Annotated in this window: 14 protein-coding genes, 40 tRNA genes and 3 rRNA genes; 3 read left to right on the forward strand and 54 right to left on the reverse strand. The window is 42.2% G+C overall.

What is annotated here, in order from left to right; genetic code table 11:
- Positions 1 to 15: 15 nt before the first annotated feature.
- Genes menH through MKY13_RS14670 form a run of 3 tightly spaced genes read right to left on the reverse strand, consistent with a single transcriptional unit; the run spans position 16 to position 3,921 of the window.
- Positions 16 to 831, reverse strand: coding sequence for a 2-succinyl-6-hydroxy-2,4-cyclohexadiene-1-carboxylate synthase (menH, locus tag MKY13_RS14660; RefSeq protein ID WP_339213536.1), 816 nt, complete (start codon positions 829 to 831; stop codon positions 16 to 18).
- Complete coding sequence (menD, locus tag MKY13_RS14665) at positions 813 to 2,546, reverse strand: 2-succinyl-5-enolpyruvyl-6-hydroxy-3-cyclohexene-1-carboxylic-acid synthase (RefSeq protein WP_339213538.1); 1,734 nt, start codon at positions 2,544 to 2,546, stop codon at positions 813 to 815. Before menD ends, menH begins: the two co-directional genes overlap by 19 nt.
- Positions 2,539 to 3,921: an isochorismate synthase gene (locus MKY13_RS14670; protein ID WP_339213540.1), complete on the reverse strand. Its 1,383-nt coding sequence runs from the start codon at positions 3,919 to 3,921 to the stop codon at positions 2,539 to 2,541. Before MKY13_RS14670 ends, menD begins: the two co-directional genes overlap by 8 nt.
- Before the next feature lie 239 nt (positions 3,922 to 4,160).
- Here MKY13_RS14670 and MKY13_RS14675 point away from each other — a divergent pair, with 239 nt between their 5' ends.
- Positions 4,161 to 5,078: a 1,4-dihydroxy-2-naphthoate polyprenyltransferase gene (locus tag MKY13_RS14675; protein WP_339213542.1), complete on the forward strand. Its 918-nt coding sequence runs from the start codon at positions 4,161 to 4,163 to the stop codon at positions 5,076 to 5,078.
- Positions 5,079 to 5,117: 39 nt separating this feature from the next.
- On the opposite strand, the gene MKY13_RS14680 is transcribed toward MKY13_RS14675, so the two are convergent.
- The 48 genes from MKY13_RS14680 to MKY13_RS14915 form a co-directional block, all read right to left on the reverse strand.
- The gene (locus tag MKY13_RS14680; RefSeq protein WP_191700663.1) at positions 5,118 to 5,465 is read right to left on the reverse strand and encodes a TraR/DksA C4-type zinc finger protein; all 348 of its coding nucleotides are present in this window, start codon (positions 5,463 to 5,465) and stop codon (positions 5,118 to 5,120) included.
- Positions 5,466 to 5,531: 66 nt separating this feature from the next.
- Positions 5,532 to 6,290, reverse strand: coding sequence for a MerR family transcriptional regulator (locus MKY13_RS14685; protein WP_191700664.1), 759 nt, complete (start codon positions 6,288 to 6,290; stop codon positions 5,532 to 5,534).
- Between the two features lie 166 nt (positions 6,291 to 6,456).
- Positions 6,457 to 6,960 (reverse strand): NUDIX domain-containing protein, encoded by a 504-nt coding sequence (locus tag MKY13_RS14690; protein WP_339216948.1) that lies wholly within the window; start codon positions 6,958 to 6,960, stop codon positions 6,457 to 6,459.
- Positions 6,927 to 7,079 carry a hypothetical protein gene (locus MKY13_RS14695; RefSeq protein WP_339213545.1) on the reverse strand — a complete coding sequence of 51 codons (153 nt, stop codon included), beginning with the start codon at positions 7,077 to 7,079 and terminating at the stop codon, positions 6,927 to 6,929. Before MKY13_RS14695 ends, MKY13_RS14690 begins: the two co-directional genes overlap by 34 nt.
- 71 nt (positions 7,080 to 7,150) lie before the next feature.
- Positions 7,151 to 7,222 (reverse strand) — tRNA-Glu (locus MKY13_RS14700).
- A gap of 2 nt (positions 7,223 to 7,224) precedes the next feature.
- Positions 7,225 to 7,315 (reverse strand) — tRNA-Ser (locus MKY13_RS14705).
- Between the two features lie 11 nt (positions 7,316 to 7,326).
- Positions 7,327 to 7,402, reverse strand: a tRNA-Asn gene (locus MKY13_RS14710).
- A 13-nt stretch (positions 7,403 to 7,415) separates the two neighbouring features.
- Positions 7,416 to 7,492 (reverse strand) — tRNA-Ile (locus MKY13_RS14715).
- A gap of 13 nt (positions 7,493 to 7,505) precedes the next feature.
- A tRNA-Gly gene (locus MKY13_RS14720) sits at positions 7,506 to 7,579 on the reverse strand.
- Positions 7,580 to 7,584: 5 nt separating this feature from the next.
- A tRNA-Phe gene (locus tag MKY13_RS14725) sits at positions 7,585 to 7,660 on the reverse strand.
- Between the two features lie 5 nt (positions 7,661 to 7,665).
- Positions 7,666 to 7,741: transfer RNA gene (locus tag MKY13_RS14730), tRNA-Asp, on the reverse strand.
- Positions 7,742 to 7,744: 3 nt separating this feature from the next.
- Positions 7,745 to 7,819, reverse strand: a tRNA-Met gene (locus tag MKY13_RS14735).
- A gap of 46 nt (positions 7,820 to 7,865) precedes the next feature.
- A tRNA-Ser gene (locus MKY13_RS14740) sits at positions 7,866 to 7,958 on the reverse strand.
- Positions 7,959 to 7,978: 20 nt separating this feature from the next.
- Positions 7,979 to 8,055 (reverse strand) — tRNA-Ile (locus tag MKY13_RS14745).
- 6 nt (positions 8,056 to 8,061) lie between these two features.
- Positions 8,062 to 8,135 (reverse strand) — tRNA-Met (locus tag MKY13_RS14750).
- 25 nt (positions 8,136 to 8,160) lie between these two features.
- A tRNA-Ala gene (locus tag MKY13_RS14755) sits at positions 8,161 to 8,236 on the reverse strand.
- An 8-nt stretch (positions 8,237 to 8,244) separates the two neighbouring features.
- Positions 8,245 to 8,321, reverse strand: a tRNA-Pro gene (locus tag MKY13_RS14760).
- Positions 8,322 to 8,326: 5 nt separating this feature from the next.
- Positions 8,327 to 8,403 (reverse strand) — tRNA-Arg (locus tag MKY13_RS14765).
- A 17-nt stretch (positions 8,404 to 8,420) separates the two neighbouring features.
- A tRNA-Leu gene (locus MKY13_RS14770) sits at positions 8,421 to 8,509 on the reverse strand.
- Positions 8,510 to 8,515: 6 nt separating this feature from the next.
- Positions 8,516 to 8,590, reverse strand: a tRNA-Gly gene (locus MKY13_RS14775).
- Positions 8,591 to 8,635: 45 nt separating this feature from the next.
- Positions 8,636 to 8,720, reverse strand: a tRNA-Leu gene (locus MKY13_RS14780).
- 17 nt (positions 8,721 to 8,737) lie between these two features.
- A tRNA-Lys gene (locus MKY13_RS14785) sits at positions 8,738 to 8,813 on the reverse strand.
- Positions 8,814 to 8,819: 6 nt separating this feature from the next.
- Positions 8,820 to 8,895 (reverse strand) — tRNA-Thr (locus MKY13_RS14790).
- A gap of 9 nt (positions 8,896 to 8,904) precedes the next feature.
- Positions 8,905 to 8,980, reverse strand: a tRNA-Val gene (locus MKY13_RS14795).
- 671 nt (positions 8,981 to 9,651) lie between these two features.
- Positions 9,652 to 9,723 (reverse strand) — tRNA-Glu (locus tag MKY13_RS14800).
- Between the two features lie 2 nt (positions 9,724 to 9,725).
- Positions 9,726 to 9,816, reverse strand: a tRNA-Ser gene (locus tag MKY13_RS14805).
- A gap of 11 nt (positions 9,817 to 9,827) precedes the next feature.
- Positions 9,828 to 9,903: transfer RNA gene (locus MKY13_RS14810), tRNA-Asn, on the reverse strand.
- 13 nt (positions 9,904 to 9,916) lie between these two features.
- Positions 9,917 to 9,993 (reverse strand) — tRNA-Ile (locus tag MKY13_RS14815).
- 13 nt (positions 9,994 to 10,006) lie between these two features.
- Positions 10,007 to 10,080 (reverse strand) — tRNA-Gly (locus MKY13_RS14820).
- A 5-nt stretch (positions 10,081 to 10,085) separates the two neighbouring features.
- Positions 10,086 to 10,161: transfer RNA gene (locus MKY13_RS14825), tRNA-Phe, on the reverse strand.
- Between the two features lie 5 nt (positions 10,162 to 10,166).
- Positions 10,167 to 10,242 (reverse strand) — tRNA-Asp (locus MKY13_RS14830).
- Positions 10,243 to 10,245: 3 nt separating this feature from the next.
- Positions 10,246 to 10,320 (reverse strand) — tRNA-Met (locus tag MKY13_RS14835).
- Between the two features lie 46 nt (positions 10,321 to 10,366).
- Positions 10,367 to 10,459 (reverse strand) — tRNA-Ser (locus MKY13_RS14840).
- A 20-nt stretch (positions 10,460 to 10,479) separates the two neighbouring features.
- A tRNA-Ile gene (locus MKY13_RS14845) sits at positions 10,480 to 10,556 on the reverse strand.
- Between the two features lie 6 nt (positions 10,557 to 10,562).
- Positions 10,563 to 10,636 (reverse strand) — tRNA-Met (locus tag MKY13_RS14850).
- Between the two features lie 25 nt (positions 10,637 to 10,661).
- Positions 10,662 to 10,737 (reverse strand) — tRNA-Ala (locus tag MKY13_RS14855).
- Between the two features lie 8 nt (positions 10,738 to 10,745).
- Positions 10,746 to 10,822 (reverse strand) — tRNA-Pro (locus MKY13_RS14860).
- A 5-nt stretch (positions 10,823 to 10,827) separates the two neighbouring features.
- Positions 10,828 to 10,904, reverse strand: a tRNA-Arg gene (locus MKY13_RS14865).
- A gap of 17 nt (positions 10,905 to 10,921) precedes the next feature.
- Positions 10,922 to 11,010, reverse strand: a tRNA-Leu gene (locus MKY13_RS14870).
- Between the two features lie 5 nt (positions 11,011 to 11,015).
- Positions 11,016 to 11,090 (reverse strand) — tRNA-Gly (locus tag MKY13_RS14875).
- Between the two features lie 45 nt (positions 11,091 to 11,135).
- A tRNA-Leu gene (locus MKY13_RS14880) sits at positions 11,136 to 11,220 on the reverse strand.
- 17 nt (positions 11,221 to 11,237) lie between these two features.
- Positions 11,238 to 11,313: transfer RNA gene (locus MKY13_RS14885), tRNA-Lys, on the reverse strand.
- A gap of 6 nt (positions 11,314 to 11,319) precedes the next feature.
- Positions 11,320 to 11,395, reverse strand: a tRNA-Thr gene (locus MKY13_RS14890).
- Between the two features lie 9 nt (positions 11,396 to 11,404).
- A tRNA-Val gene (locus MKY13_RS14895) sits at positions 11,405 to 11,480 on the reverse strand.
- A gap of 8 nt (positions 11,481 to 11,488) precedes the next feature.
- Positions 11,489 to 11,604 (reverse strand): 5S ribosomal RNA (rrf, locus tag MKY13_RS14900).
- A 187-nt stretch (positions 11,605 to 11,791) separates the two neighbouring features.
- Positions 11,792 to 14,720 (reverse strand): 23S ribosomal RNA (locus MKY13_RS14905).
- A gap of 268 nt (positions 14,721 to 14,988) precedes the next feature.
- A 16S ribosomal RNA gene (locus MKY13_RS14910) occupies positions 14,989 to 16,543 on the reverse strand.
- The 16S, 23S and 5S rRNA genes sit together here with 20 tRNA genes alongside, the layout of an rRNA operon.
- A 324-nt stretch (positions 16,544 to 16,867) precedes the next feature.
- Positions 16,868 to 17,758: a DMT family transporter gene (locus MKY13_RS14915; protein WP_339213547.1), complete on the reverse strand. Its 891-nt coding sequence runs from the start codon at positions 17,756 to 17,758 to the stop codon at positions 16,868 to 16,870.
- Positions 17,759 to 17,882: 124 nt separating this feature from the next.
- On the opposite strand from MKY13_RS14915, the gene MKY13_RS14920 reads away from it, so the two are divergent.
- Positions 17,883 to 18,602 (forward strand): MgtC/SapB family protein, encoded by a 720-nt coding sequence (locus MKY13_RS14920; protein WP_191699872.1) that lies wholly within the window; start codon positions 17,883 to 17,885, stop codon positions 18,600 to 18,602.
- 14 nt (positions 18,603 to 18,616) lie between these two features.
- Positions 18,617 to 19,606, forward strand: coding sequence for a cation diffusion facilitator family transporter (locus tag MKY13_RS14925; RefSeq protein WP_339213549.1), 990 nt, complete (start codon positions 18,617 to 18,619; stop codon positions 19,604 to 19,606).
- Between the two features lie 60 nt (positions 19,607 to 19,666).
- Here MKY13_RS14925 and MKY13_RS14930 read toward each other — a convergent pair whose 3' ends face one another.
- From MKY13_RS14930 to yugI, 3 genes are all read right to left on the reverse strand, one after another.
- On the reverse strand, positions 19,667 to 20,830 hold the full coding sequence (locus MKY13_RS14930; protein ID WP_339213551.1) for an iron-containing alcohol dehydrogenase: 1,164 nt from the start codon (positions 20,828 to 20,830) through the stop codon (positions 19,667 to 19,669).
- Between the two features lie 68 nt (positions 20,831 to 20,898).
- Positions 20,899 to 22,143 (reverse strand): Glu/Leu/Phe/Val dehydrogenase, encoded by a 1,245-nt coding sequence (locus MKY13_RS14935; RefSeq protein WP_191699869.1) that lies wholly within the window; start codon positions 22,141 to 22,143, stop codon positions 20,899 to 20,901.
- A 227-nt stretch (positions 22,144 to 22,370) separates the two neighbouring features.
- On the reverse strand, positions 22,371 to 22,745 hold the full coding sequence (yugI, locus tag MKY13_RS14940) for a S1 domain-containing post-transcriptional regulator GSP13 (RefSeq protein WP_191699868.1): 375 nt from the start codon (positions 22,743 to 22,745) through the stop codon (positions 22,371 to 22,373).
- Positions 22,746 to 22,764 lie beyond the last annotated feature (19 nt).

The raw sequence follows: 22,764 nt of genomic DNA on the forward strand, positions 1-22,764 counted from the left end.
TGCCTCCTAAATTGATTATGAAATCGTTTCCTTTACTATTGTAGCAAACTTTGTTGGATTTTCCACATGAATTGCGTGTCCAACTGCTGGAATTATGATGTGATTAGCTTTTACAATTTGTTTTTGCATTTCGTTGTTTAAATGTACAAATTTTTCATCTAAAGCGCCTGTTATTAAAGTAACAGGTATCGGTAATGTAGCGAGAGGCTTTCCCCAAAGTTCGGGCATTACTCCTGTTCCCATACCGCGCAAACTATTTGCAAGCCCAATCTCACACTGTTGTACTCGCTCTTTTCTTATCTCCTGCTGCACCTCCGCAGGCAAAAGCTTTTGCGAGGCAAAAAGAGGAATGTCTTCCCACTTATTTACGAAAGATTCAACCCCGTTTGCTACAATTTTCTCTGCAAGCTGTTCGTCAGCAATTTTCCGCATTTTCCGCTGCTGTTCCCCCACTAAACCAGGAGAAGCACTTTCCAATATTAGACGAGTCAATTGGGAAGGAAACCGGACTGCATAACTTAAAGCCACACGTCCTCCCATCGAATAACCTAATAACACGAAATTTTTAAGATTCAAAATACGAAATAATTCGTGCAGTAGCTCGATCTGAAATATCATGGAATATTGATTTTCTGTTAATGGCGCAGCTGTCTGTCCATGGCCGATTAAATCTACCGCAATACAACGAATGTTTGTTGGCAAATTCGCTATCACTCTATGCCATGTTTTCGTACTCCCGGTAAAACCATGCAATAGAACGATTGTTTGTTTCGCATCCTCATTCCATTGTTCCACATACACATCTAAACCTTTTATAGCGAATCGAGCCACTGTTCAATCACCTCGTTTATACGTGTCCACAATAGACGATGCTGCTTTACATTTTCTTCGCGATCAGTAAACACCTCAATTAGTTTTAAAGAGGCTTGTTTATTTGTTGCCAATGTATTGATAAGTTCAGCTTTTGTATTTGCTTTTTCGTATTCCATATTGTACATACTAGCAACCTGCTCGAATGTTAACTCAGTAGGTGTACCGAATAAATCCTCATAGTGTGCCTCTACTTTTGACTGTGGTAAATATGAGAATATTCCACCGCCATCATTATTCATTACGATGACTGTGAGATCACAGTTCTGATAACGGCTTGCAATGAATGCATTTGTATCGTGCAGGAACGCTAAATCTCCAATCAGTAAATAGGTTTTACGCATTTTACGACCATTGCTAAAGCCAAGTGCAGTAGATGTCACCCCATCAATTCCATTGGCCCCTCGGTTTGCGAAAATTTGAACTGATCGATTAGTTGAAAGTAAAAAAGTATCTATATCACGAATTGGCATACTGCTACTTACGAATATGTCAGCTTCTTCCTCAATATTTGCAAGCAGTGATTGTACCATTGCCCCTTCGTCGTCAGCATAATCACTATATTTTTCTATGACATCCGATGCGAGTAAATCGGCCATTTTCCAAAACTGAACATATTCGATTTCAGCTTCAGAATGCTGTAGCCCAATTTCACCTAGCCATTCCCCTGGAAGCGCATGAATAAAGTGCGTGGACATATGTGTAGAATCTCTATACATTGGGTCCTCATCGATAATAATGTAGTTTTGCGGATTTGCTTGGACGATAAATTGCATTAGAAATTTTGATACTGGCTGTGCTCCGAAACGAATAACCGTTTGCGGACGGACATTTTGTTTGAAACGCTCATTTTTCATCAAGGCATCATATGTAGAAATTGCATACACTTGGCAATCTTCAGGTACTTCTGCACGTAGATTCGATAAGCTTTCAATCATTACCGGCCACTTTACCTCACGTATAAAATTCCATAAATGATTGGTATCTGTCCCTAATGGCAATTCACCTATAATTATCATTCCATTTGTTGTTCGTTCCAAAATATGTGTGAACTCAGTGATCGCTTGCTTTGAAGGTGTAAGCTCGTTTGTATAGCTTTTTACATAGCTGGACTTCGGCAGTTCTTCTTTAAAATCGATTATTAATGGTTCACGAAATGGAATATTCAAATGTACCGGTCCAAATGGAGCAGTTATTGCAATATTTACTGCGCGGACAGTATGACGCTCAATAAATGGCAACGTTTGGGGCGCATTGTCTGGAATTGGGAATTCAGCTGACCACTTTACGTTTTCACCGTAAAGTCGTACTTGATTGATTGTTTGTGGTGCACCCACTTCTCTTAATTCGTGTGGACGATCAGCTGTTAAAATGATTAAAGGCACCCTTGCATATTTCGCTTCCACAATTGCCGGGTAGTAGTTTGCAGCTGCCGTACCTGATGTACATAATAATACAACAGGTTTTGCCGTAGCTTTAGCTAAACCAAGTGCATAAAAAGCAGCTGCGCGCTCATCCACTTGTCGATGCATCTCGAGCTCCTTTGTTGAAGCAAATGCATATGCAAGCGGAGTAGAGCGAGAGCCTGGACTAATAACGACTTTCTCTACACCAGAGGCTACTAAAGCCGATACAATTTGATATACATAATTTGATAATATTTCACGCTCATTCATGTAATTTACCTCCAAGCGCCCGTAGCATCGGACGGAATTTCACGAGCGTCTCTTCATATTCCGATTGCGCTTCTGAATCTGCTACAATCCCACCGCCGGCATATAAGTATGCCTTGTCCTGTACTAAAGCAGCAGAACGAATTGCTACAGCGAATTCCCCATTTCCATCTGCATCAATCCAACCAATAGGTGCTGCATAAAGCCCTCGATTCATCGGCTCATACGCGCGGATCATTTTCATCGCCTGTTCACGAGGCACACCACCTAATGCTGGAGTTGGATGTAAATGTTTCACCAACTGTAAAATCGTTGCGTCTTTATTTAAATTTCCTTCAACAGGAGTATATAAATGCTGAATATCTCTGATTTTCAAAAGCTTCGGTCCATGAGGCACTTTAACCTCAGTACAATTTTTTTCAAATGTGTCAGTAATCATTTCAACGACATAATGATGTTCACCAAGGTTTTTCAAATCATTTAGTAGGCTTTGTCCCAACGCTTCATCAGCTTCTGCTGTTGATCCACGCTTTATTGACCCCGCAACACAAGAAGAATAAGCTCGTCCATTTTCGACTTTTACTAAACGTTCTGGAGATGCACCATAAAATAATAAATCACCGTGCTCTAAGCCAAATAGATAACTTTCCGGTTGCTCATGAACAACATGCGATAAAATTTGCGGCGATGTAATCGCTTCCTTAAATTGCAATGCTAAAGAACGCGCAATTACTACCTTCTGCGCTTCGTTATCTTTTATTAAACTTGTCACTTTGTGAATGGAATTTAAATAGTCTTCCTTAAATGGCTCCATATAGCTGGTCATCGTCGGCTTTGCATATGTTTTAACTTCCTTTACTTGTGCCGCATGAATTAGCTCATCACGCTCTTTACGCAATGCCTCAAAAGTCTTGGCGCTATTTGCTTCATCTGTAATATAGTTAATTGTTACATACGCTTTATCATTTCGAATGACTAACTGATGGGTTGCTACTGTAAAATAGCTTTGCGGGAAGTTTGTCCATTCTGCTGATACTTCATTTTGTGGGTCAAATGTGAAACCACCAAAAAGAATAGGCTGTAGGTGCTGATCTTCTTGCACAATTTGACTAGTTAGCTTTTTCCAATGTTGCTCAACTAAATCAAAACGGGAGTCGGATGCATTATTTTCTATTGTGTATGCATGACCTAAACCGACCAACGTGAAAGTTTTTTCACGATTTTGCCAGTAATTGCGTTTTCCTTTATATTTCTTTTCACCCGCTGCAAAAAAAGCTAAAGCGGATAAACGACTTACTTCGATTGTTTCTATATAAAAAATTTGTTTTGAATTTAAGCCTACTTCGATTTCAGTGGCGTTGTACCACTTGTGTTGCATGAAAATTCCCTCCGTCATGTTGCAAATTCACTAAGTATGATGCAATTACCACGTTTTTTAATACGTGCTAAAATTTTTATAATTTGCTCAATTTATTTGCGTTCGTTCTTTAAATAATACCTCTCCTATCATACCATTTTTCAAGCAATCGTTACATGTATTCATGCTTCACTCTGTTCTTTTTGTTGTAATTGCTTTACAATAGTTTAGATAATTGTATTTAGTAAGGAGCGTTTTTTATGACAAAAGTCGTTGAAGCGGACAAAGGGTTTAAAGTTTGGTGGCATTTAACGCGTCCCCATACATTAACAGCTTCATTTGTACCAGTATTACTAGGTACTTCAATGGCACTTGCAATTGACCGTGAAACAATTCATTTTGGATTGTTTTTTGCAATGCTTATCGCTAGTATGCTCATTCAGGCAGCTACAAATATGTTCAATGAATATTATGATTATAAGCTTGGACTGGATAATGAAAATTCAGTCGGCATTGGGGGTACAATTGTCCGGCACGGTGTAGCACCAAAGACAATTATGATGATTGCGCTAAGCTTTTATGGAGTGGCAATGCTTCTAGGCATATACATATGTGCGATGACTTCGTGGTGGTTAGTAGCTGTTGGTCTTGTTTGCATGCTTATTGGCTACTTGTATACAGGTGGTCCATATCCGATTGCATATTCACCTTTTGGGGAGTTAGTTTCCGGAGCTGTGATGGGGATGGGTATTATTTTAATCGCCTTCTATATTCAAACAGGGGAAGTAACACTCGATGCAGTGTTAATCTCAGTTCCTAGTATGATTTTAGTGGGGGCGATTATGCTTTCCAATAACATCCGTGACATAGTAGGAGATACCGAAGGCGGTCGCAAAACGATGGCTATATTGGTCGGCCGTCATAACGCCGTAACGATACTTGCTGCATTTTTTGTTGTATCTTATATTTGGATAGTAGGTCTCGTTTTTCTTGGTCATTTAACACCATGGGCTTTACTTGTATTATTAAGTGCGAAAAAGCCAATCGATTCCATTAAACTATTCCGTGCTAAAGAAAAGCCTTTAGAAGTAATGCCTGCTATGAAGTTTACTGCACAAACGAACACTATTTTTGGTTTCCTTTTGGCGATTGGTTTACTGCTTTCATATTTTCTTTAAATGTAAGAGAGGCATGTTGTCACCAACATGCCTCTTTTATTATTCCACATTTTCTTTTTCTGCATGATCAACACATGTTAAAGCTGTAGGAATCGCTTCTAAACGTTCAAATGGAATGTTTTCACCACATACAGCGCATTTTCCATATGTACCCTCATCCATTGCAGTTAATGCGGTTTTAATTCTCTCGATTTCTTCTTCCTTCAATTCATTTAACGTAAGTTCCGTTATAACTGTTGTCAAATCCGTAGCTGCATCAGCTGGATGATTATCAATCGCGGATAACTCTGTTTCTTCAACAGGCAGTTCTTCATTGATAAACTGCTCTAATGTCGCAAGCTCATCCTCTAATGTGTGACGTAATTGTTGTAATTGATCGCTATTCATATTAAATCCCCCTTTTATCTGGTAATTAAATATTACCTAAATGAGGATTTCTAAAACATTCTCGGTTTATTTAATCGCTGTATATGCACTAATTGCATCATGCAAAAATAGAGTAGCACCTTTACCAACCTGTTGATCATAATAGGAAATAAAGCGCTCATCGTATATATACATTTGTGCTAATCCTAGATGCGCTTCTTTCGTATATTTTGCCCAAGAAAAGCTTAACCAACGTTTATGAAGCTCTGCAACCTCCATAGCAATTGCTGAAGTAGTATCTCCTTGTTCCATCGCTTCTTTTAAGCGTTCAAACAACTGCTTCTCTAATTGCTGCATAGCTTCATATTGTTCTTCTGACATATTTTTCAGTTTGCCGTAGCTTGCTTCAACTTGTTCCTCACCATATTTTTTACGAATTTCCTGCCCGTAGTTTTGTTCGTTTTCTTCCACTAATTTATTTTTGAACACTTTAAACTTCTCTTCATTTGTCATTTTAATATCCCCTTCCAACATATTGATTGTTTGATTTATTGTCTCAAGTAAATTATCGAGATAATTTCTCTTTTTTTGTAAAAGCCCGTATTGTTTTTTTAACACTTCTTTTACTTCAAAATTTGGATCGTTTAATAAATTTTTAATCTCTTCTAGCTTAAAATCTAGCTCCCGATAAAACAGAATTTGTTGAAGTCGATCAATATCAGATTGATTATATTTTCTATAACCATTTTGCTCGACCACTGAAGGCTTTAACAAATCAATTTCATCATAGTACCTTAATGTTCGTGCACTTACACCTGATAACTTTGCCAACTCATTTATTAGCATGCCATCACCTCTTATTAAGTACTATAAAGGATGACGTAACGTAAAGGTCAATGAAAATTTGTTATAAATTGAATTTTTATTTTAAATATAATTGTGAAAGGATGATTTTTGAAAACAAAATATATCAATCGATATTACACTAAAAAAAAGAAGCATTCCTAATCATTTAGGATGCTTCCAAAAAATTTTTTAATCTTGAAATTAACTCACTCAAGTACATTTGCGGTAATGTAGACATTTGTTTTAAATTAATATTTTTCATTTCAAAAAATTTAACATCATTTTCATAGCGAAATACTGTCACTTCGATCTCCTTCACTTCTCCTTGAGCCAATTGCATAAAATGTTCCCATTTAGCACGATACATTCCATCAACTTCTTCACGTTGAATGGAAAACTGCTCAAACCCTCCTACCAACTCAAAAACAAAAATATTGGCAAACTCATTATCTTTTATTAATTCATTTTCGATACTATATGGAATTACTCCCAATGATTTTAATTGGGGAAACTTAGCGGTAATACCTATTTCCTCTTCAAGTTCTCGCACTCCATCTTCAACAGTTTCTGTAGAAAGTAAATGACCTGCAGCAGTAATATCGTATTGGCCTGGGTAATCTTTTTTATATTTACTTCTCAGTTGAAAGTAAATATGCCACTCTGCGTTAATTTTTCAATAACCCAACAATGGAATACTTCATGCCAATATCCTCTTTCATGAATTATTTCACGGTGTTTAAAACCTATTTCTTTATAATTTTTATCAAATATTTTTAAAAGCTCTGTCAAATCATCATCCCCTTATATACAAAAAAGCTAAGTACGTGTAACAGTACTTAGCTTTTTTCTCTTCTTATGTATGACCCGTACGGGATTCGAACCCGTGTTACCGCCGTGAAAGGGCGGTGTCTTAACCACTTGACCAACGGGCCGATGGCGGAGACAGAGGGATTTGAACCCTCGCGCCGCTTACGCGACCTACACCCTTAGCAGGGGCGCCTCTTCAGCCTCTTGAGTATGTCCCCATAATATAAAATGGCTCCGAAGGCAGGACTCGAACCTGCGACCTGCCGGTTAACAGCCGGATGCTCTACCAACTGAGCTACTTCGGAATAATAAATTATTTGGTGGGCCTAAATGGACTCGAACCATCGACCTCACGCTTATCAGGCGTGCGCTCTAACCAGCTGAGCTATAGGCCCTTATTTAAAAAACTGGAGCGGGTGATCGGAATCGAACCGACAACATCAGCTTGGAAGGCTGAGGTTTTACCACTAAACTACACCCGCATAAATGGTGGGTTTGGACGGAATCGAACCGCCGACACTTAGAGCTTCAATCTAATGCTCTACCAACTGAGCTACAAACCCACAAATGGCGGTCCCGACCGGGATCGAACCGGCGATCTCCTGCGTGACAGGCAGGCATGTTAACCGCTACACCACGGGACCATTTGGTTGCGGGGACAGGACTTGAACCTGTGACCTTCGGGTTATGAGCCCGACGAGCTACCACTGCTCCACCCCGCGATAATACTATTTTCTTTAACCCTGTTTTAGTTACCCAGCAAATAAATGGAGGAGGTAGAGGGATTCGAACCCCCGCGCGGTGTTACCCGCCTGTCGGTTTTCAAGACCGATCCCTTCAGCCAGACTTGGGTATACCTCCATAATAACTATTGATTTAACTGGTGGACCTTACAGGACTCGAACCTGTGACCGGACGGTTATGAGCCGTCTGCTCTAACCAACTGAGCTAAAGGTCCTTAAGATAGCGGCGGAGGGAGTCGAACCCACGACCTTTCGGGTATGAACCGAATGCTCTAGCCAGCTGAGCTACACCGCCAGGATCTTTATTGGTTACATATTTATGGTGGAGCCTAGCGGGATCGAACCGCTGACCTCCTGCGTGCAAGGCAGGCGCTCTCCCAGCTGAGCTAAGGCCCCATAAATAATGGTCGGAATGACAGGATTCGAACCTACGACCCCTTGGTCCCAAACCAAGTGCTCTACCAAGCTGAGCTACATTCCGAAATTTGGCGCGCCCGGCAGGAGTCGAACCCACAACCTTCTGATCCGTAGTCAGACGCTCTATCCAATTGAGCTACGGGCGCAAATTATATTGTAAAGATGGTGCCGAGGGCCGGAATCGAACCGGCACGGTGATCACTCACCGCAGGATTTTAAGTCCTGTGCGTCTGCCAGTTCCGCCACCCCGGCATTTTTTGGAGCGGAAGACGAGGTTCGAACTCGCGACCCCCACCTTGGCAAGGTGGTGTTCTACCACTGAACTACTTCCGCAAAATGCATAAGATATTTTTACTCTGACAGTATATAAAATTAAAATGGTGCGGGTGAAGGGAGTCGAACCCCCACGCCTTGCGGCGCTAGATCCTAAGTCTAGTGCGTCTGCCAATTCCGCCACACCCGCAGCAGACAATATAAAACTGGTGAGCCATGAAGGACTCGAACCTTCGACCCTCTGATTAAAAGTCAGATGCTCTACCAACTGAGCTAATGGCTCTCTAAATGGTGCCGGCGAAAGGAGTCGAACCCTCGACCTACTGATTACAAGTCAGTTGCTCTACCAACTGAGCTACACCGGCATTTAGAAATGGTGGAGGATGACGGGCTCGAACCGCCGACCCCCTGCTTGTAAGGCAGGTGCTCTCCCAGCTGAGCTAATCCTCCATGGGATATTCATCTTTTAGTTTATGTAATGTTTGTCCTTTCTCTTAAGGACAAGATTTATAATATCAGTATTCTCGAAATAATGCAATACTCTTTTTAAAACTTTTTTCAAAAATAATATTTTTTTCTATGTTTACAATAACTTGTCTCAATTTCTAATAAAACCGATTACTTAGCATAACGAAATTTTAATATTTTTTCTCCTTTTTTTCAATAGTTGTTTTTATTTTTTATAAATATAAATCATATTTGTATATTATGAGTATTATTTTTGAATAATAAAATTTAAAATTATATAGAATTTTAACTACTATTAACTATACATTTTAAAAATTAAAATGTATTAATGTAATATACGGTGAGTAGATTTTTTATCAACTCACCCCTACAAAAGTTTTTATATTCGCCTGCTTTTAGAAAAGCTCCAATGGTGTTATTTCTGCATTATAACGAGGGAGAATACATCAAACACTTTGTTGGAAGGTTTATCTATAAATATACAATAAAAGTTTTCTAGAACATTGTTAATTCGAATAAGCAGTTATACAACCGGATTTATACTATGTTTATTCATTTGTCTCTTCTTACTATTATAGAAACATATTATTAAAATATACAAAAAACGCTAAGTACTTTTCTAAGTACTTAGCGTTTTTTTCTCTTCTTATGTATGACCCGTACGGGATTCGAACCCGTGTTACCGCCGTGAAAGGGCGGTGTCTTAACCACTTGACCAACGGGCCGATGGCGGAGACAGAGGGATTTGAACCCTCGCGCCGCTTACGCGACCTACACCCTTAGCAGGGGCGCCTCTTCAGCCTCTTGAGTATGTCCCCATAATATAAAATGGCTCCGAAGGCAGGACTCGAACCTGCGACCTGCCGGTTAACAGCCGGATGCTCTACCAACTGAGCTACTTCGGAATAATAAATTATTTGGTGGGCCTAAATGGACTCGAACCATCGACCTCACGCTTATCAGGCGTGCGCTCTAACCAGCTGAGCTATAGGCCCTTATTTAAAAAACTGGAGCGGGTGATCGGAATCGAACCGACAACATCAGCTTGGAAGGCTGAGGTTTTACCACTAAACTACACCCGCATAAATGGTGGGTTTGGACGGAATCGAACCGCCGACACTTAGAGCTTCAATCTAATGCTCTACCAACTGAGCTACAAACCCACAAATGGCGGTCCCGACCGGGATCGAACCGGCGATCTCCTGCGTGACAGGCAGGCATGTTAACCGCTACACCACGGGACCATTTGGTTGCGGGGACAGGACTTGAACCTGTGACCTTCGGGTTATGAGCCCGACGAGCTACCACTGCTCCACCCCGCGATAATACTATTTTCTTTAACCCTGTTTTAGTTACCCAGCAAATAAATGGAGGAGGTAGAGGGATTCGAACCCCCGCGCGGTGTTACCCGCCTGTCGGTTTTCAAGACCGATCCCTTCAGCCAGACTTGGGTATACCTCCATAATAACTATTGATTTAACTGGTGGACCTTACAGGACTCGAACCTGTGACCGGACGGTTATGAGCCGTCTGCTCTAACCAACTGAGCTAAAGGTCCTTAAGATAGCGGCGGAGGGAGTCGAACCCACGACCTTTCGGGTATGAACCGAATGCTCTAGCCAGCTGAGCTACACCGCCAGGATCTTTATTGGTTACATATTTATGGTGGAGCCTAGCGGGATCGAACCGCTGACCTCCTGCGTGCAAGGCAGGCGCTCTCCCAGCTGAGCTAAGGCCCCATAAATAATGGTCGGAATGACAGGATTCGAACCTACGACCCCTTGGTCCCAAACCAAGTGCTCTACCAAGCTGAGCTACATTCCGAAATTTGGCGCGCCCGGCAGGAGTCGAACCCACAACCTTCTGATCCGTAGTCAGACGCTCTATCCAATTGAGCTACGGGCGCAAATTATATTGTAAAGATGGTGCCGAGGGCCGGAATCGAACCGGCACGGTGATCACTCACCGCAGGATTTTAAGTCCTGTGCGTCTGCCAGTTCCGCCACCCCGGCATTTTTGGAGCGGAAGACGAGGTTCGAACTCGCGACCCCCACCTTGGCAAGGTGGTGTTCTACCACTGAACTACTTCCGCAAAATGCATAAGATATTTTTACTCTGACAGTATATAAAATTAAAATGGTGCGGGTGAAGGGAGTCGAACCCCCACGCCTTGCGGCGCTAGATCCTAAGTCTAGTGCGTCTGCCAATTCCGCCACACCCGCAGCAGACAATATAAAACTGGTGAGCCATGAAGGACTCGAACCTTCGACCCTCTGATTAAAAGTCAGATGCTCTACCAACTGAGCTAATGGCTCTCTAAATGGTGCCGGCGAAAGGAGTCGAACCCTCGACCTACTGATTACAAGTCAGTTGCTCTACCAACTGAGCTACACCGGCATTTAGAAATGGTGGAGGATGACGGGCTCGAACCGCCGACCCCCTGCTTGTAAGGCAGGTGCTCTCCCAGCTGAGCTAATCCTCCATATTTTTGCGAAGCGACGTCCTACTCTCACAGGGGGAAGCCCCCAACTACCATCGGCGCTAAAGAGCTTAACTTCCGTGTTCGGTATGGGAACGGGTGTGACCTCTTTGCCATCATCACTTCACTATTTTCGGCTTCCAATACACGGCGCTATCCTTCGTCAACTTCCCTCGCTCTTTCAGTCACATACTTAAGTACGCTCCTTCAATCACTCAGTCGTTTCCTCGACCAGCTTGTGTCTTGAAACCCTTAGAAAAAATATTCATTCTTTCAAAACTGGATAAACGTTTCATTGAATTGTGCAATAAAATGTGGTTAAGTCCTCGACCGATTAGTATTCGTCAGCTACATGCGTCACCGCACTTCCACCTCGAACCTATCTACCTGATCGTCTTTCAGGGGTCTTACTTACTTGCGTAATGGGAAATCTCATCTTGAGGGGGGCTTCATGCTTAGATGCTTTCAGCACTTATCCCGTCCACACATAGCTACCCAGCGATGCCTTTGGCAAGACAACTGGTACACCAGCGGTGTGTCCATCCCGGTCCTCTCGTACTAAGGACAGCTCCTCTCAAATTTCCTACGCCCACGACGGATAGGGACCGAACTGTCTCACGACGTTCTGAACCCAGCTCGCGTACCGCTTTAATGGGCGAACAGCCCAACCCTTGGGACCGACTACAGCCCCAGGATGCGATGAGCCGACATCGAGGTGCCAAACCTCCCCGTCGATGTGGACTCTTGGGGGAGATAAGCCTGTTATCCCCGGGGTAGCTTTTATCCGTTGAGCGATGGCCCTTCCATGCGGAACCACCGGATCACTAAGCCCGTCTTTCGACCCTGCTCGACTTGTAGGTCTCGCAGTCAAGCTCCCTTATGCCTTTACACTCTTCGAATGATTTCCAACCATTCTGAGGGAACCTTTGGGCGCCTCCGTTACTCTTTAGGAGGCGACCGCCCCAGTCAAACTGTCCGCCTGACACTGTCTCCTACCCCGCTAAGGGGCATGGGTTAGAAGTTCAATACAACCAGGGTAGTATCCCACCGACGCCTCCTCCGAAGCTGGCGCTCCGGGATCTCTGGCTCCTACCTATCCTGTACAAGTTGTACCAAAATTCAATATCAGGCTACAGTAAAGCTCCACGGGGTCTTTCCGTCCTGTCGCGGGTAACCTGCATCTTCACAGGTACTATAATTTCACCGAGTCTCTCGTTGAGACAGTGCCCAGATCGTTACGCCTTTCGTGCGGGTCGGAACTTACCCGACAAGGAATTTCGCTACCTTAGGACCGTTATAGTTACGGCCGCCGTTTACTGGGGCTTCAATTCACAGCTTCGCTTGCGCTAACCGCTCCTCTTAACCTTCCAGCACCGGGCAGGCGTCAGCCCCTATACGTCACCTTACGGTTTTGCAGAGACCTGTGTTTTTGCTAAACAGTCGCCTGGGCCTATTCACTGCGGCTTCTCTAGGCTATGCACCCAAAGAAGCACCCCTTCTCCCGAAGTTACGGGGTCATTTTGCCGAGTTCCTTAACGAGAGTTCTCTCGCACACCTTAGGATTCTCTCCTCGACTACCTGTGTCGGTTTGCGGTACGGGCACCTCTCACCTCGATAGAGGCTTTTCTTGGCAGTGTGAAATCAGGAACTTCGCTCTAAAGAGCTCGTCATCACAGCTCAACGTTATAGTATGCGGATTTGCCTACATACACGCCTTACTGCTTGAACACGCGCAACCAACGGCGTGCTTACCCTATCCTACTGCGTCCCCCCATTTCTCAAACGGTGAGGAGGTGGTACAGGAATATCAACCTGTTGTCCATCGCCTACGCCTATCGGCCTCGGCTTAGGTCCCGACTAACCCTGAGCGGACGAGCCTTCCTCAGGAAACCTTAGTCATACGGTGCATGGGATTCTCACCCATGTTTCGCTACTCATACCGGCATTCTCACTTCTAATCGCTCCACCAGTCCTTCCGGTCTGACTTCAACGCTATTAGAACGCTCTCCTACCACGCATACTCAAAGTATGCATCCACAGCTTCGGTGAATCGTTTAGCCCCGATACATTTTCGGCGCAGCGTCACTCGACCAGTGAGCTATTACGCACTCTTTAAATGATGGCTGCTTCTAAGCCAACATCCTGGTTGTCTAAGCAACGCCACATCCTTTTCCACTTAACGATTACTTGGGGACCTTAGCTGGTGGTCTGGGCTGTTTCCCTCTTGACTACGGATCTTATCACTCGCAGTCTGACTCCCGTGTATAAATATCCGGCATTCGGAGTTTGTCTGAATTCGGTAAAGCGAGATGCCCCCCTAGTCCAAACAGTGCTCTACCTCCGGTATTCTCAATCACGAGGCTAGCCCTAAAGCTATTTCGGAGAGAACCAGCTATCTCCAGGTTCGATTGGAATTTCTCCGCTACCCACACCTCATCCCCGCACTTTTCAACGTGCGTGGGTTCGGGCCTCCAGTGAGTGTTACCTCACCTTCACCCTGGACATGGGTAGATCACCTGGTTTCGGGTCTACGACCACGTACTAATTCGCCCTATTCAGACTCGCTTTCGCTGCGGCTCCGTCTTCTCAACTTAACCTCGCACGTAATCGTAACTCGCCGGTTCATTCTACAAAAGGCACGCTATCACCCATTAACGGGCTCTAACTACTTGTAGGCACACGGTTTCAGGATCTATTTCACTCCCCTTCCGGGGTGCTTTTCACCTTTCCCTCACGGTACTGGTTCACTATCGGTCACTAGGTAGTATTTAGCCTTGGGAGATGGTCCTCCCGGATTCCGACGGAATTTCACGTGTTCCGCCGTACTCAGGATACACTCTGGAGGGAATGAACTTTTGACTACAGGGCTTTTACCTTGTTTCGCGGACCTTTCCAAGTCGCTTCGTCTAACTCATTCTTTTGTAACTCCGTATAGAGTGTCCTACAACCCCAAAGAGCAAGCTCTTTGGTTTGGGCTCTTCCCGTTTCGCTCGCCGCTACTCAGGGAATCGAATTTTCTTTCTGTTCCTGCAGGTACTTAGATGTTTCAGTTCCCTGCGTCTGTCCTCATCACGCTATGTATTCACGTGTAGATACTATCCGATTAAAGATAGTGGGTTCCCCCATTCGGAAATCCCCGGATCAAAGCTTACTTACAGCTCCCCGAGGCATATCGGTGTTAGTGCCGTCCTTCATCGACTCCTAGTGCCAAGGCATCCACCGTGCGCCCTTATTAACTTAACCAAAAGTTAACACTTAGATAAAATCTAAGATTTAAGTTTACACGTCAATTGCTTGACTTGTTACATTTCTATAAAATAGAAATTTGTTTTATTGCTTTCAATGTCGTTTTATCCAGTTTTCAAAGAACGAAATGCGGTTCAATCATACGAGATGAATTAAACCAACAAGGTTTTGAAGTATCTCATTCAATTAAGAATGAACCTTCAAAACTGAACAGCAAACGTTAATGTTTCATTCCCCAAGGGAATGATTCCGAAATAATCCTTAGAAAGGAGGTGATCCAGCCGCACCTTCCGATACGGCTACCTTGTTACGACTTCACCCCAATCATCTATCCCACCTTCGGCGGCTGGCTCCATAAAGGTTACCTCACCGACTTCGGGTGTTACAAACTCTCGTGGTGTGACGGGCGGTGTGTACAAGGCCCGGGAACGTATTCACCGCGGCATGCTGATCCGCGATTACTAGCGATTCCGGCTTCATGTAGGCGAGTTGCAGCCTACAATCCGAACTGAGAACGATTTTATCGGATTAGCTCCCCCTCGCGGGTTGGCAACCGTTTGTATCGTCCATTGTAGCACGTGTGTAGCCCAGGTCATAAGGGGCATGATGATTTGACGTCATCCCCACCTTCCTCCGGTTTATCACCGGCAGTCTCCTTAGAGTGCCCAACTGAATGATGGCAACTAAGAATAAGGGTTGCGCTCGTTGCGGGACTTAACCCAACATCTCACGACACGAGCTGACGACAACCATGCACCACCTGTCACCGTTGCCCCCGAAGGGGAAACTATGTCTCCATAGTGGTCACCGGGATGTCAAGACCTGGTAAGGTTCTTCGCGTTGCTTCGAATTAAACCACATGCTCCACCGCTTGTGCGGGCCCCCGTCAATTCCTTTGAGTTTCAGTCTTGCGACCGTACTCCCCAGGCGGAGTGCTTAATGCGTTAGCTGCAGCACTGAGGGGCGGAAACCCCCCAACACTTAGCACTCATCGTTTACGGCGTGGACTACCAGGGTATCTAATCCTGTTTGCTCCCCACGCTTTCGCGCCTCAGTGTCAGTTACAGACCAGACAGTCGCCTTCGCCACTGGTGTTCCTCCAAATCTCTACGCATTTCACCGCTACACTTGGAATTCCACTATCCTCTTCTGCACTCAAGTTCCCCAGTTTCCAATGACCCTCCCCGGTTGAGCCGGGGGCTTTCACATCAGACTTAAGGAACCACCTGCGCGCGCTTTACGCCCAATAATTCCGGACAACGCTTGCCACCTACGTATTACCGCGGCTGCTGGCACGTAGTTAGCCGTGGCTTTCTAACAAGGTACCGTCAAGGTAGCGCCAGTTACTACGCTACTTGTTCTTCCCTTGCAACAGAGTTTTACGAACCGAAATCCTTCTTCACTCACGCGGCGTTGCTCCATCAGACTTTCGTCCATTGTGGAAGATTCCCTACTGCTGCCTCCCGTAGGAGTCTGGGCCGTGTCTCAGTCCCAGTGTGGCCGATCACCCTCTCAGGTCGGCTACGCATCGTTGCCTTGGTGAGCCGTTACCTCACCAACTAGCTAATGCGCCGCGGGTCCATCTTATAGTGACAGCCGAAACCGTCTTTCAACTTTCAAACATGTGTTTAAAAGTATTATTCGGTATTAGCCCCGGTTTCCCGGAGTTATCCCAATCTATAAGGTAGGTTACCCACGTGTTACTCACCCGTCCGCCGCTAAATCAGAGAGAAGCAAGCTTCTCTCATCATCCGCTCGACTTGCATGTATTAGGCACGCCGCCAGCGTTCGTCCTGAGCCAGGATCAAACTCTCCATAAAAGTAGTTTGAAAGCTCATTTGCTTTGCTAGCGATTCAACTTAATTAAAAGTTGAAATCTATTGTTTGCTTCATTTAAGAAGCTTGTTTCATTAACGTTGCTTGTTCAGTTTTCAAGGTTCATATAGCTCCGAAAAGGAACTTCTCAAGATTACCATCTTAAAGTTATTATGTCAATAACATTTACAATATATTTCTCAGTAACTCACCGACTCGAATTATTATATTTCATTTAAAATCCGAAGTCAATAATTATTGTGAAATACTTTTGAAGTAACCATCCTCTTAAGGACAATTAATAATATACCTTAAAAGGATGTATAAAATCAAGCTTTTTTTCTAAAAATCTTTTTCACATCAACAACAAATAACATTATGCCCAATATTACGATTAAACCACCCACTAATTGATAGGCTGTCAAATACTCATTAAAGATAAATAGTGCCAATATTGCTGCTCCAACAGGTTCAAACAAAATCGCAATAGAAATCACGTTCGTACTCACCCACTTTAATGACCAGTTAAAAAGATTATGCCCTAATAAATTAGGAATAATCGCCAACAATAAAAACCACATCCAATCAATCGCCGGGTAAGGACCGAATGATTCTCCTTTTACAATAATATAAAAGAATAATGTAATCGTACTTACTGAATAAACGACCATTGTATAAGTTACAAGTGACAGTCTCTTTCTAACATCTTGACCAAACAATAAATATCCGGTTACTAATGCACAGGCAATTAAAGCTAAAATATCACCATAAAGTGCTGAACCGCTAATTCGGAAGTCTCCCCAACTAATCAGAACACTTCCTAAAATTGCTATAGTACCTGCCACAAGCGTCTTTAATGTAATCTTCTCTTTAAAAAACAAGTAGGTTCCGATAAAAGCGAATAAAGGTTGCATTGTAACCAAAACAGTAGAGCTTGCAACGGAAGTGTAGTTTAGTGACTCAAACCATAAGATAAAATGAAATGCTAAAAAAATTCCTGCTATTGAAGAAAAGAACCAATCCCGTTTTGTTAGCATTTTGATTTCGTGGCTATATTTCATTAAAAACCACGGTAGCATAATTATGATTGAAAACAACATACGATAAAATGCAATAACACCCGAGTCTGCACTAGCCAGTTTTACAAAGATTGCAGAAAGGGAAACAGAAATTACACCTATCATAATTGGGATATACGGATGAATTGGTGGTCTTTCCACAAACATGCCTTCTTTCTATATAAATAGTTTAGCATCCGATATTTTTACGATAACTAACCTTACAAACTATACCTCATAAATGATCTTTTTTCGATCTATTCTATAGAAAGGAGATAAACGCGTCATGGAATGGTTAAGTACTGATAATTTTACTATAGAAGTTTTATTAAAATTATCAATTGCGGCAACACTAAGTTTAATTATTGGAATAGAGAGGGAATTAAAAAAGAAGCCAGTCGGTTTAAAGACAAGTTTAGTTATTGCTACATTTAGCTGCTTACTAACAATTATATCAATCGAAACTGCCTATTCAACACCTGCACGAGATGACATCAACATTACAATGGATCCTCTCCGATTAGCTGCTCAAATTGTTAGCGGGATAGGTTTTTTAGGTGCAGGTGTTATTTTACGTAAGGGTAATGATAGTATTACAGGTCTTACAACAGCAGCTATGATTTGGGGTGCGGCAGCCATTGGTATTGCTGTTGGTGCAAACTTTTATATTGAAGCCTTTATTACAGTAATGATCGTCGTATTAGGAATCGAGCTTCTCGCCCCTTTACTTATGAAATTCGGTCCTAAAAGATTAAGGATGCGGGAAGTTTCATTAATGGTTATTACCGAACAGGCAGATAATATAAATGATTTGATGGAGTATATGAAGAAATATGATATGTACGTTGAAAATGTAAGCATTCGAGATGTATCTAACACCGAAAAAATATTGCACGAAATTGATATTAGATTTTCAACTATTGAAACAAATCATACAATTGAGTTATATAACCGACTAAGAAAGCTTAAATTTGTTCAAAATATTAAAATTGAATACTTAGATTAAATGGAGGAAAACGTATGGGAGAATTATTTAAGTTAATAAAAGGTGGTAATAAGCCATCCTTAATCGCCGCTTTTGTCAATTCATTTTTAGGCATTATAAAAGGGGTTGCGTTCTTCTTCACTGGCAATGTCGCCATGTTCGCAGAAATGATGCACTCATTTGGGGATGCTGCAAACCAATTTTTCGTATTTATCGGTTCCGCGCTGTCGAAAAAAGCTCCAACTCCAAGATTCCCCAACGGATACGGGCGTATTGTTAACTTAGTGTGCTTAGGAGCTGTTTTAATTGTTGCTATTCTTTCTTATGAGACCATTAAAGAAGGTTGGCATCACTTCATGCATCCTGCTACAGAATCTTCAGGCGTAGCTATTGCACTTGGTGTATTAACAATCGGGTTCGTATTGGAATTATTCGTTTTAAACAAGGCCGCAAAAGAAGTATTGCATGAAGTTGGGGTAGAGCGTAAAGGGATTGCAATCATTCAGTCTGCTAAGTATTTGAAACGTGCAAAGCCTGCTACAAAGCTTGTTTGGATGGAAGACTTAGTGGCAACATCAGGAAACCTTCTTGCTTTTTCAGCTATTGTCATCGCCTACTTTACAGACTTCTACCGATTAGAAGGAATTGTATCTATTATCATTGGTTTAATGATGTTTTATGTAGTAGGTCGTGTATTTTTGGATAATGCACGTGGAGCTATCGGTGAAACAGATGAGGAAATGCTTGTTCATATCGGTAACTTAGTAATGGAAGATCCTCACGTAAAGGATATTGCACGACTGGAAGTAATAAAAGAGGGTGAATTTTTGCATGTGGAATTAATTGCGGAAACAGACCCTAGTCTATCGCTCGCATATTTAGATGATGTACGTGATTATTTAACTACCCTGCTATTAAATCAAAAAGGTGTTACAAAGGTGACAATGGCCTTCGATGAAGATGATGGAGAACGTGCATGGAAACATACTGTCACAAAGCCTGAAAACGAAAAAGGGATGATTTAATTAATCTTCATAATTAAAGGGAAGCTGGTCCAAAAGCAGACCAGCTTCCCTTTTATATTGTTATAAAGACATTTCCAGAATTTTTCGAACGTCCTCTGCTTCAAGCTTATTGAAGTTTCCGAATGGACCATATACTAGGCAATGCTCAACCATTCCTTCAAAATGACTTGCATCGATTTCAAAATCTGCTAAGCGGTTTGGTGCACCAATAGATGTCCAAAATGCTGATAATGCCTCGATTCCTTCCATCGCAACCTGCTCATCACTTTTACCTGTTGCATCAATATTGAATACGTTGATAGCCAACTTTGCAAATCGTGCGGGATTGACGTGTAAATTATGCTTCATCCAATTAGGGAAAATTATCGCTAAGCCACTTGCATGTGCGATATCATAATAAGCTGAAACAGCATGTTCAATATTATGTGTCGCCCAGTCACCACGTGAACCTAGTGATAAGAATCCATTTAAGCCAATCGTTCCTGCAAGCATTAATGTTTCACGGTGTTCATAATTGAATGGATCCTCTAAAGCTTTAGGAGCAACATCAATTAAGGTACGTAAAATCCCTTCACTCATTTCATCTGTAATCGGTGTGTTTGTCGCATTGTTAAAATATTGCTCAAGGATATGTGACATCGTATCCACAACACCATTTACTGTTTGATTTGCTGGCACCGTAAATGTATAGGAAGGATCTAAAATCGAAAACTTAGGGAACACAGCAGGGCTGCCCCATCCGTACTTTTCTTTTGTCTCCAAATTAGTAATAACCGATCCTGAATTCATTTCTGATGCTGTTGCCGCTAACGTTAAAACAGTTGCCAAAGGTAATGCTTCCAATGCCAATACTTTCTTCGTTACAATATCCCATGCATCTTCTTCGACTTTGGCTCCTGCCGCAATTAATTTCGAGCAGTCAATAACCGAACCGCCACCTACTGCCAAAACGATATCAACATTATGTTGCTTACAAATTTCAATTCCTTTTCTTGCCGTTTCTACACGTGGATTCGGTTCAACACCTGATAGTTCAAATACATTCATATCCAAATCATTCAAAATTGACATGATTGAATCGTAAACACCATTAGCTTTAATACTTCCGCCGCCATATACGATTAAAATGTTTTTCCCGTATTGTGGAAGTTCCATACGTAAGTTTTCGATACTTCCCTCACCAAAGTGTATTTTTACCGGATTGTAAAATGAAAAGTTGTTCACCAATAATTCCCCCTATTTTTGAAAAAAGCCTCACTCCACATTGGGAGTGAGACTTAATTTTATAACGATTATACCCATCCACGGAAGCGAGAAGCCTCGGCAGTACGGCGTACCCCTACCATGTAGGCCGCTAAACGCATATTAATATTGCGGTTTTGAGCTGTTGTATATACATTATCAAACGCTGTAACCATTTTTGCATATAATTTCTCACGGACCTCTTCTTCAGTCCAATAATAACCCATATTATTTTGAACCCATTCAAAGTAGGATACTGTTACACCGCCAGCAGAGGCTAATACATCTGGAACTAGCAGGATGCCACGGTCTGTTAAAATCTTAGTAGCTTCTGCAGTAGTTGGACCATTTGCCGCTTCTACAACGATGTTCGCTTTAATATTATGTGCATTGTCTGCTGTAATTTGATTTTCAATTGCAGCCGGCACTAAAATATCGCAGTCTAATTCCAATAGTTCCTTATTTGAAATAGTGTTCTCAAATAGTGTTGTTACGGTACCGAACGAATCACGTCGGTCCAATAAATAGTCAATATCCAAACCATTAGGATCATGTAATGCACCGTGAGCATCTGAAATTCCGATTACCTTTGCCCCTAAATCGCTCATGAATTTCGCTAAGAAACTCCCAGCATTCCCGAAGCCTTGAATAACAACACGTGCACCTTTAATTTCAATCCCGCGTTTTTTTGCTGCTTCCTCGATTACAATCGTTACACCTTCAGCAGTTGCGCGATCGCGCCCTTGTGAGCCTCCAAGAACAATTGGTTTACCTGTAATAAATCCTGGCGAGTTAAATTCATCCATACGGCTATACTCATCCATCATCCAAGCCATAATTTGAGCATTTGTAAAAACGTCTGGAGCTGGAATGTCTTTAGTAGGACCTACTACTTGGCTAATGGCACGTACATAACCACGACTCAAGCGTTCGATTTCCCCCATTGACATTTCACGAGGATCGCAAATAACGCCACCTTTACCTCCACCATAAGGAAGGTCGACAATTCCACATTTCAATGTCATCCACATAGAAAGCGCTTTCACTTCTTCCTCCGAAACCATCGGGTGGAAACGTACTCCGCCCTTTGTAGGACCAACTGCATCATTATGTTGTGCACGGTAACCAGTGAATACTTTAGTCGTACCATCGTCCATTTTCACAGGAATTCTTACTGTTAACATACGGACAGGTTCCTTTAGTAATTCATACATTGCCTCATCATAGCCTAGTTTATTTAATGCCTCATGAATTACTTCTTGAGTAGATGTGAATAAGTTTAAATTTTCAGCCATTATATTATTCGCCTCTTTAAAATTATTGTATTTGTGTCTTTCCGCCAACATTGTAACATACTTCATTCAGAGTTTGTTAAATATTTCGTCACATTTTATGGACTTTTATTATTTCTATAATAATTTATGAAAAAAAGTACTTTTTAAACCATGTTTATACTTAGTTAACCTATTTTCCTCAAATAAAAACACACCTCATTATCTATTTATATAACGAGGTGTGCTGTTTAATGTCCGGATTGTTCAATCCAGTCCTTTAATTTTTCCTTTAAAATTTGAAAACCATCTGCATCTACTTCATCTACCCGATCTTGTAAAGAACGGCGAGGTTGCATATCCCTTTTCCGATGAAAGGGCACTTCTTGAAGTTCACGAATAGATAAGCTTATTTTTTTTTGATCTGTATCTACATCTAAAACCTTTACTTGTATTTCATCACCAACGGATAAAAATTCACTTACATCTTTCACAAAACCATATGTGATTTCAGAAATATGCACAAGCCCTTGCGTAAATTCATCTAAAGCAACAAAAGCTCCGTATGGTTGTATTCCTGTTACTTTACCGGTTAACACGTCACCCACTTCAATTTTTTTTGCCATACTTTGTTCCTACCTTCTT

Origin of the sequence: Solibacillus sp. FSL W8-0372, assembly GCF_037969735.1 — a bacterium.
Classification (GTDB): Bacteria; Bacillota; Bacilli; order Bacillales_A; family Planococcaceae; genus Solibacillus; species Solibacillus faecavium.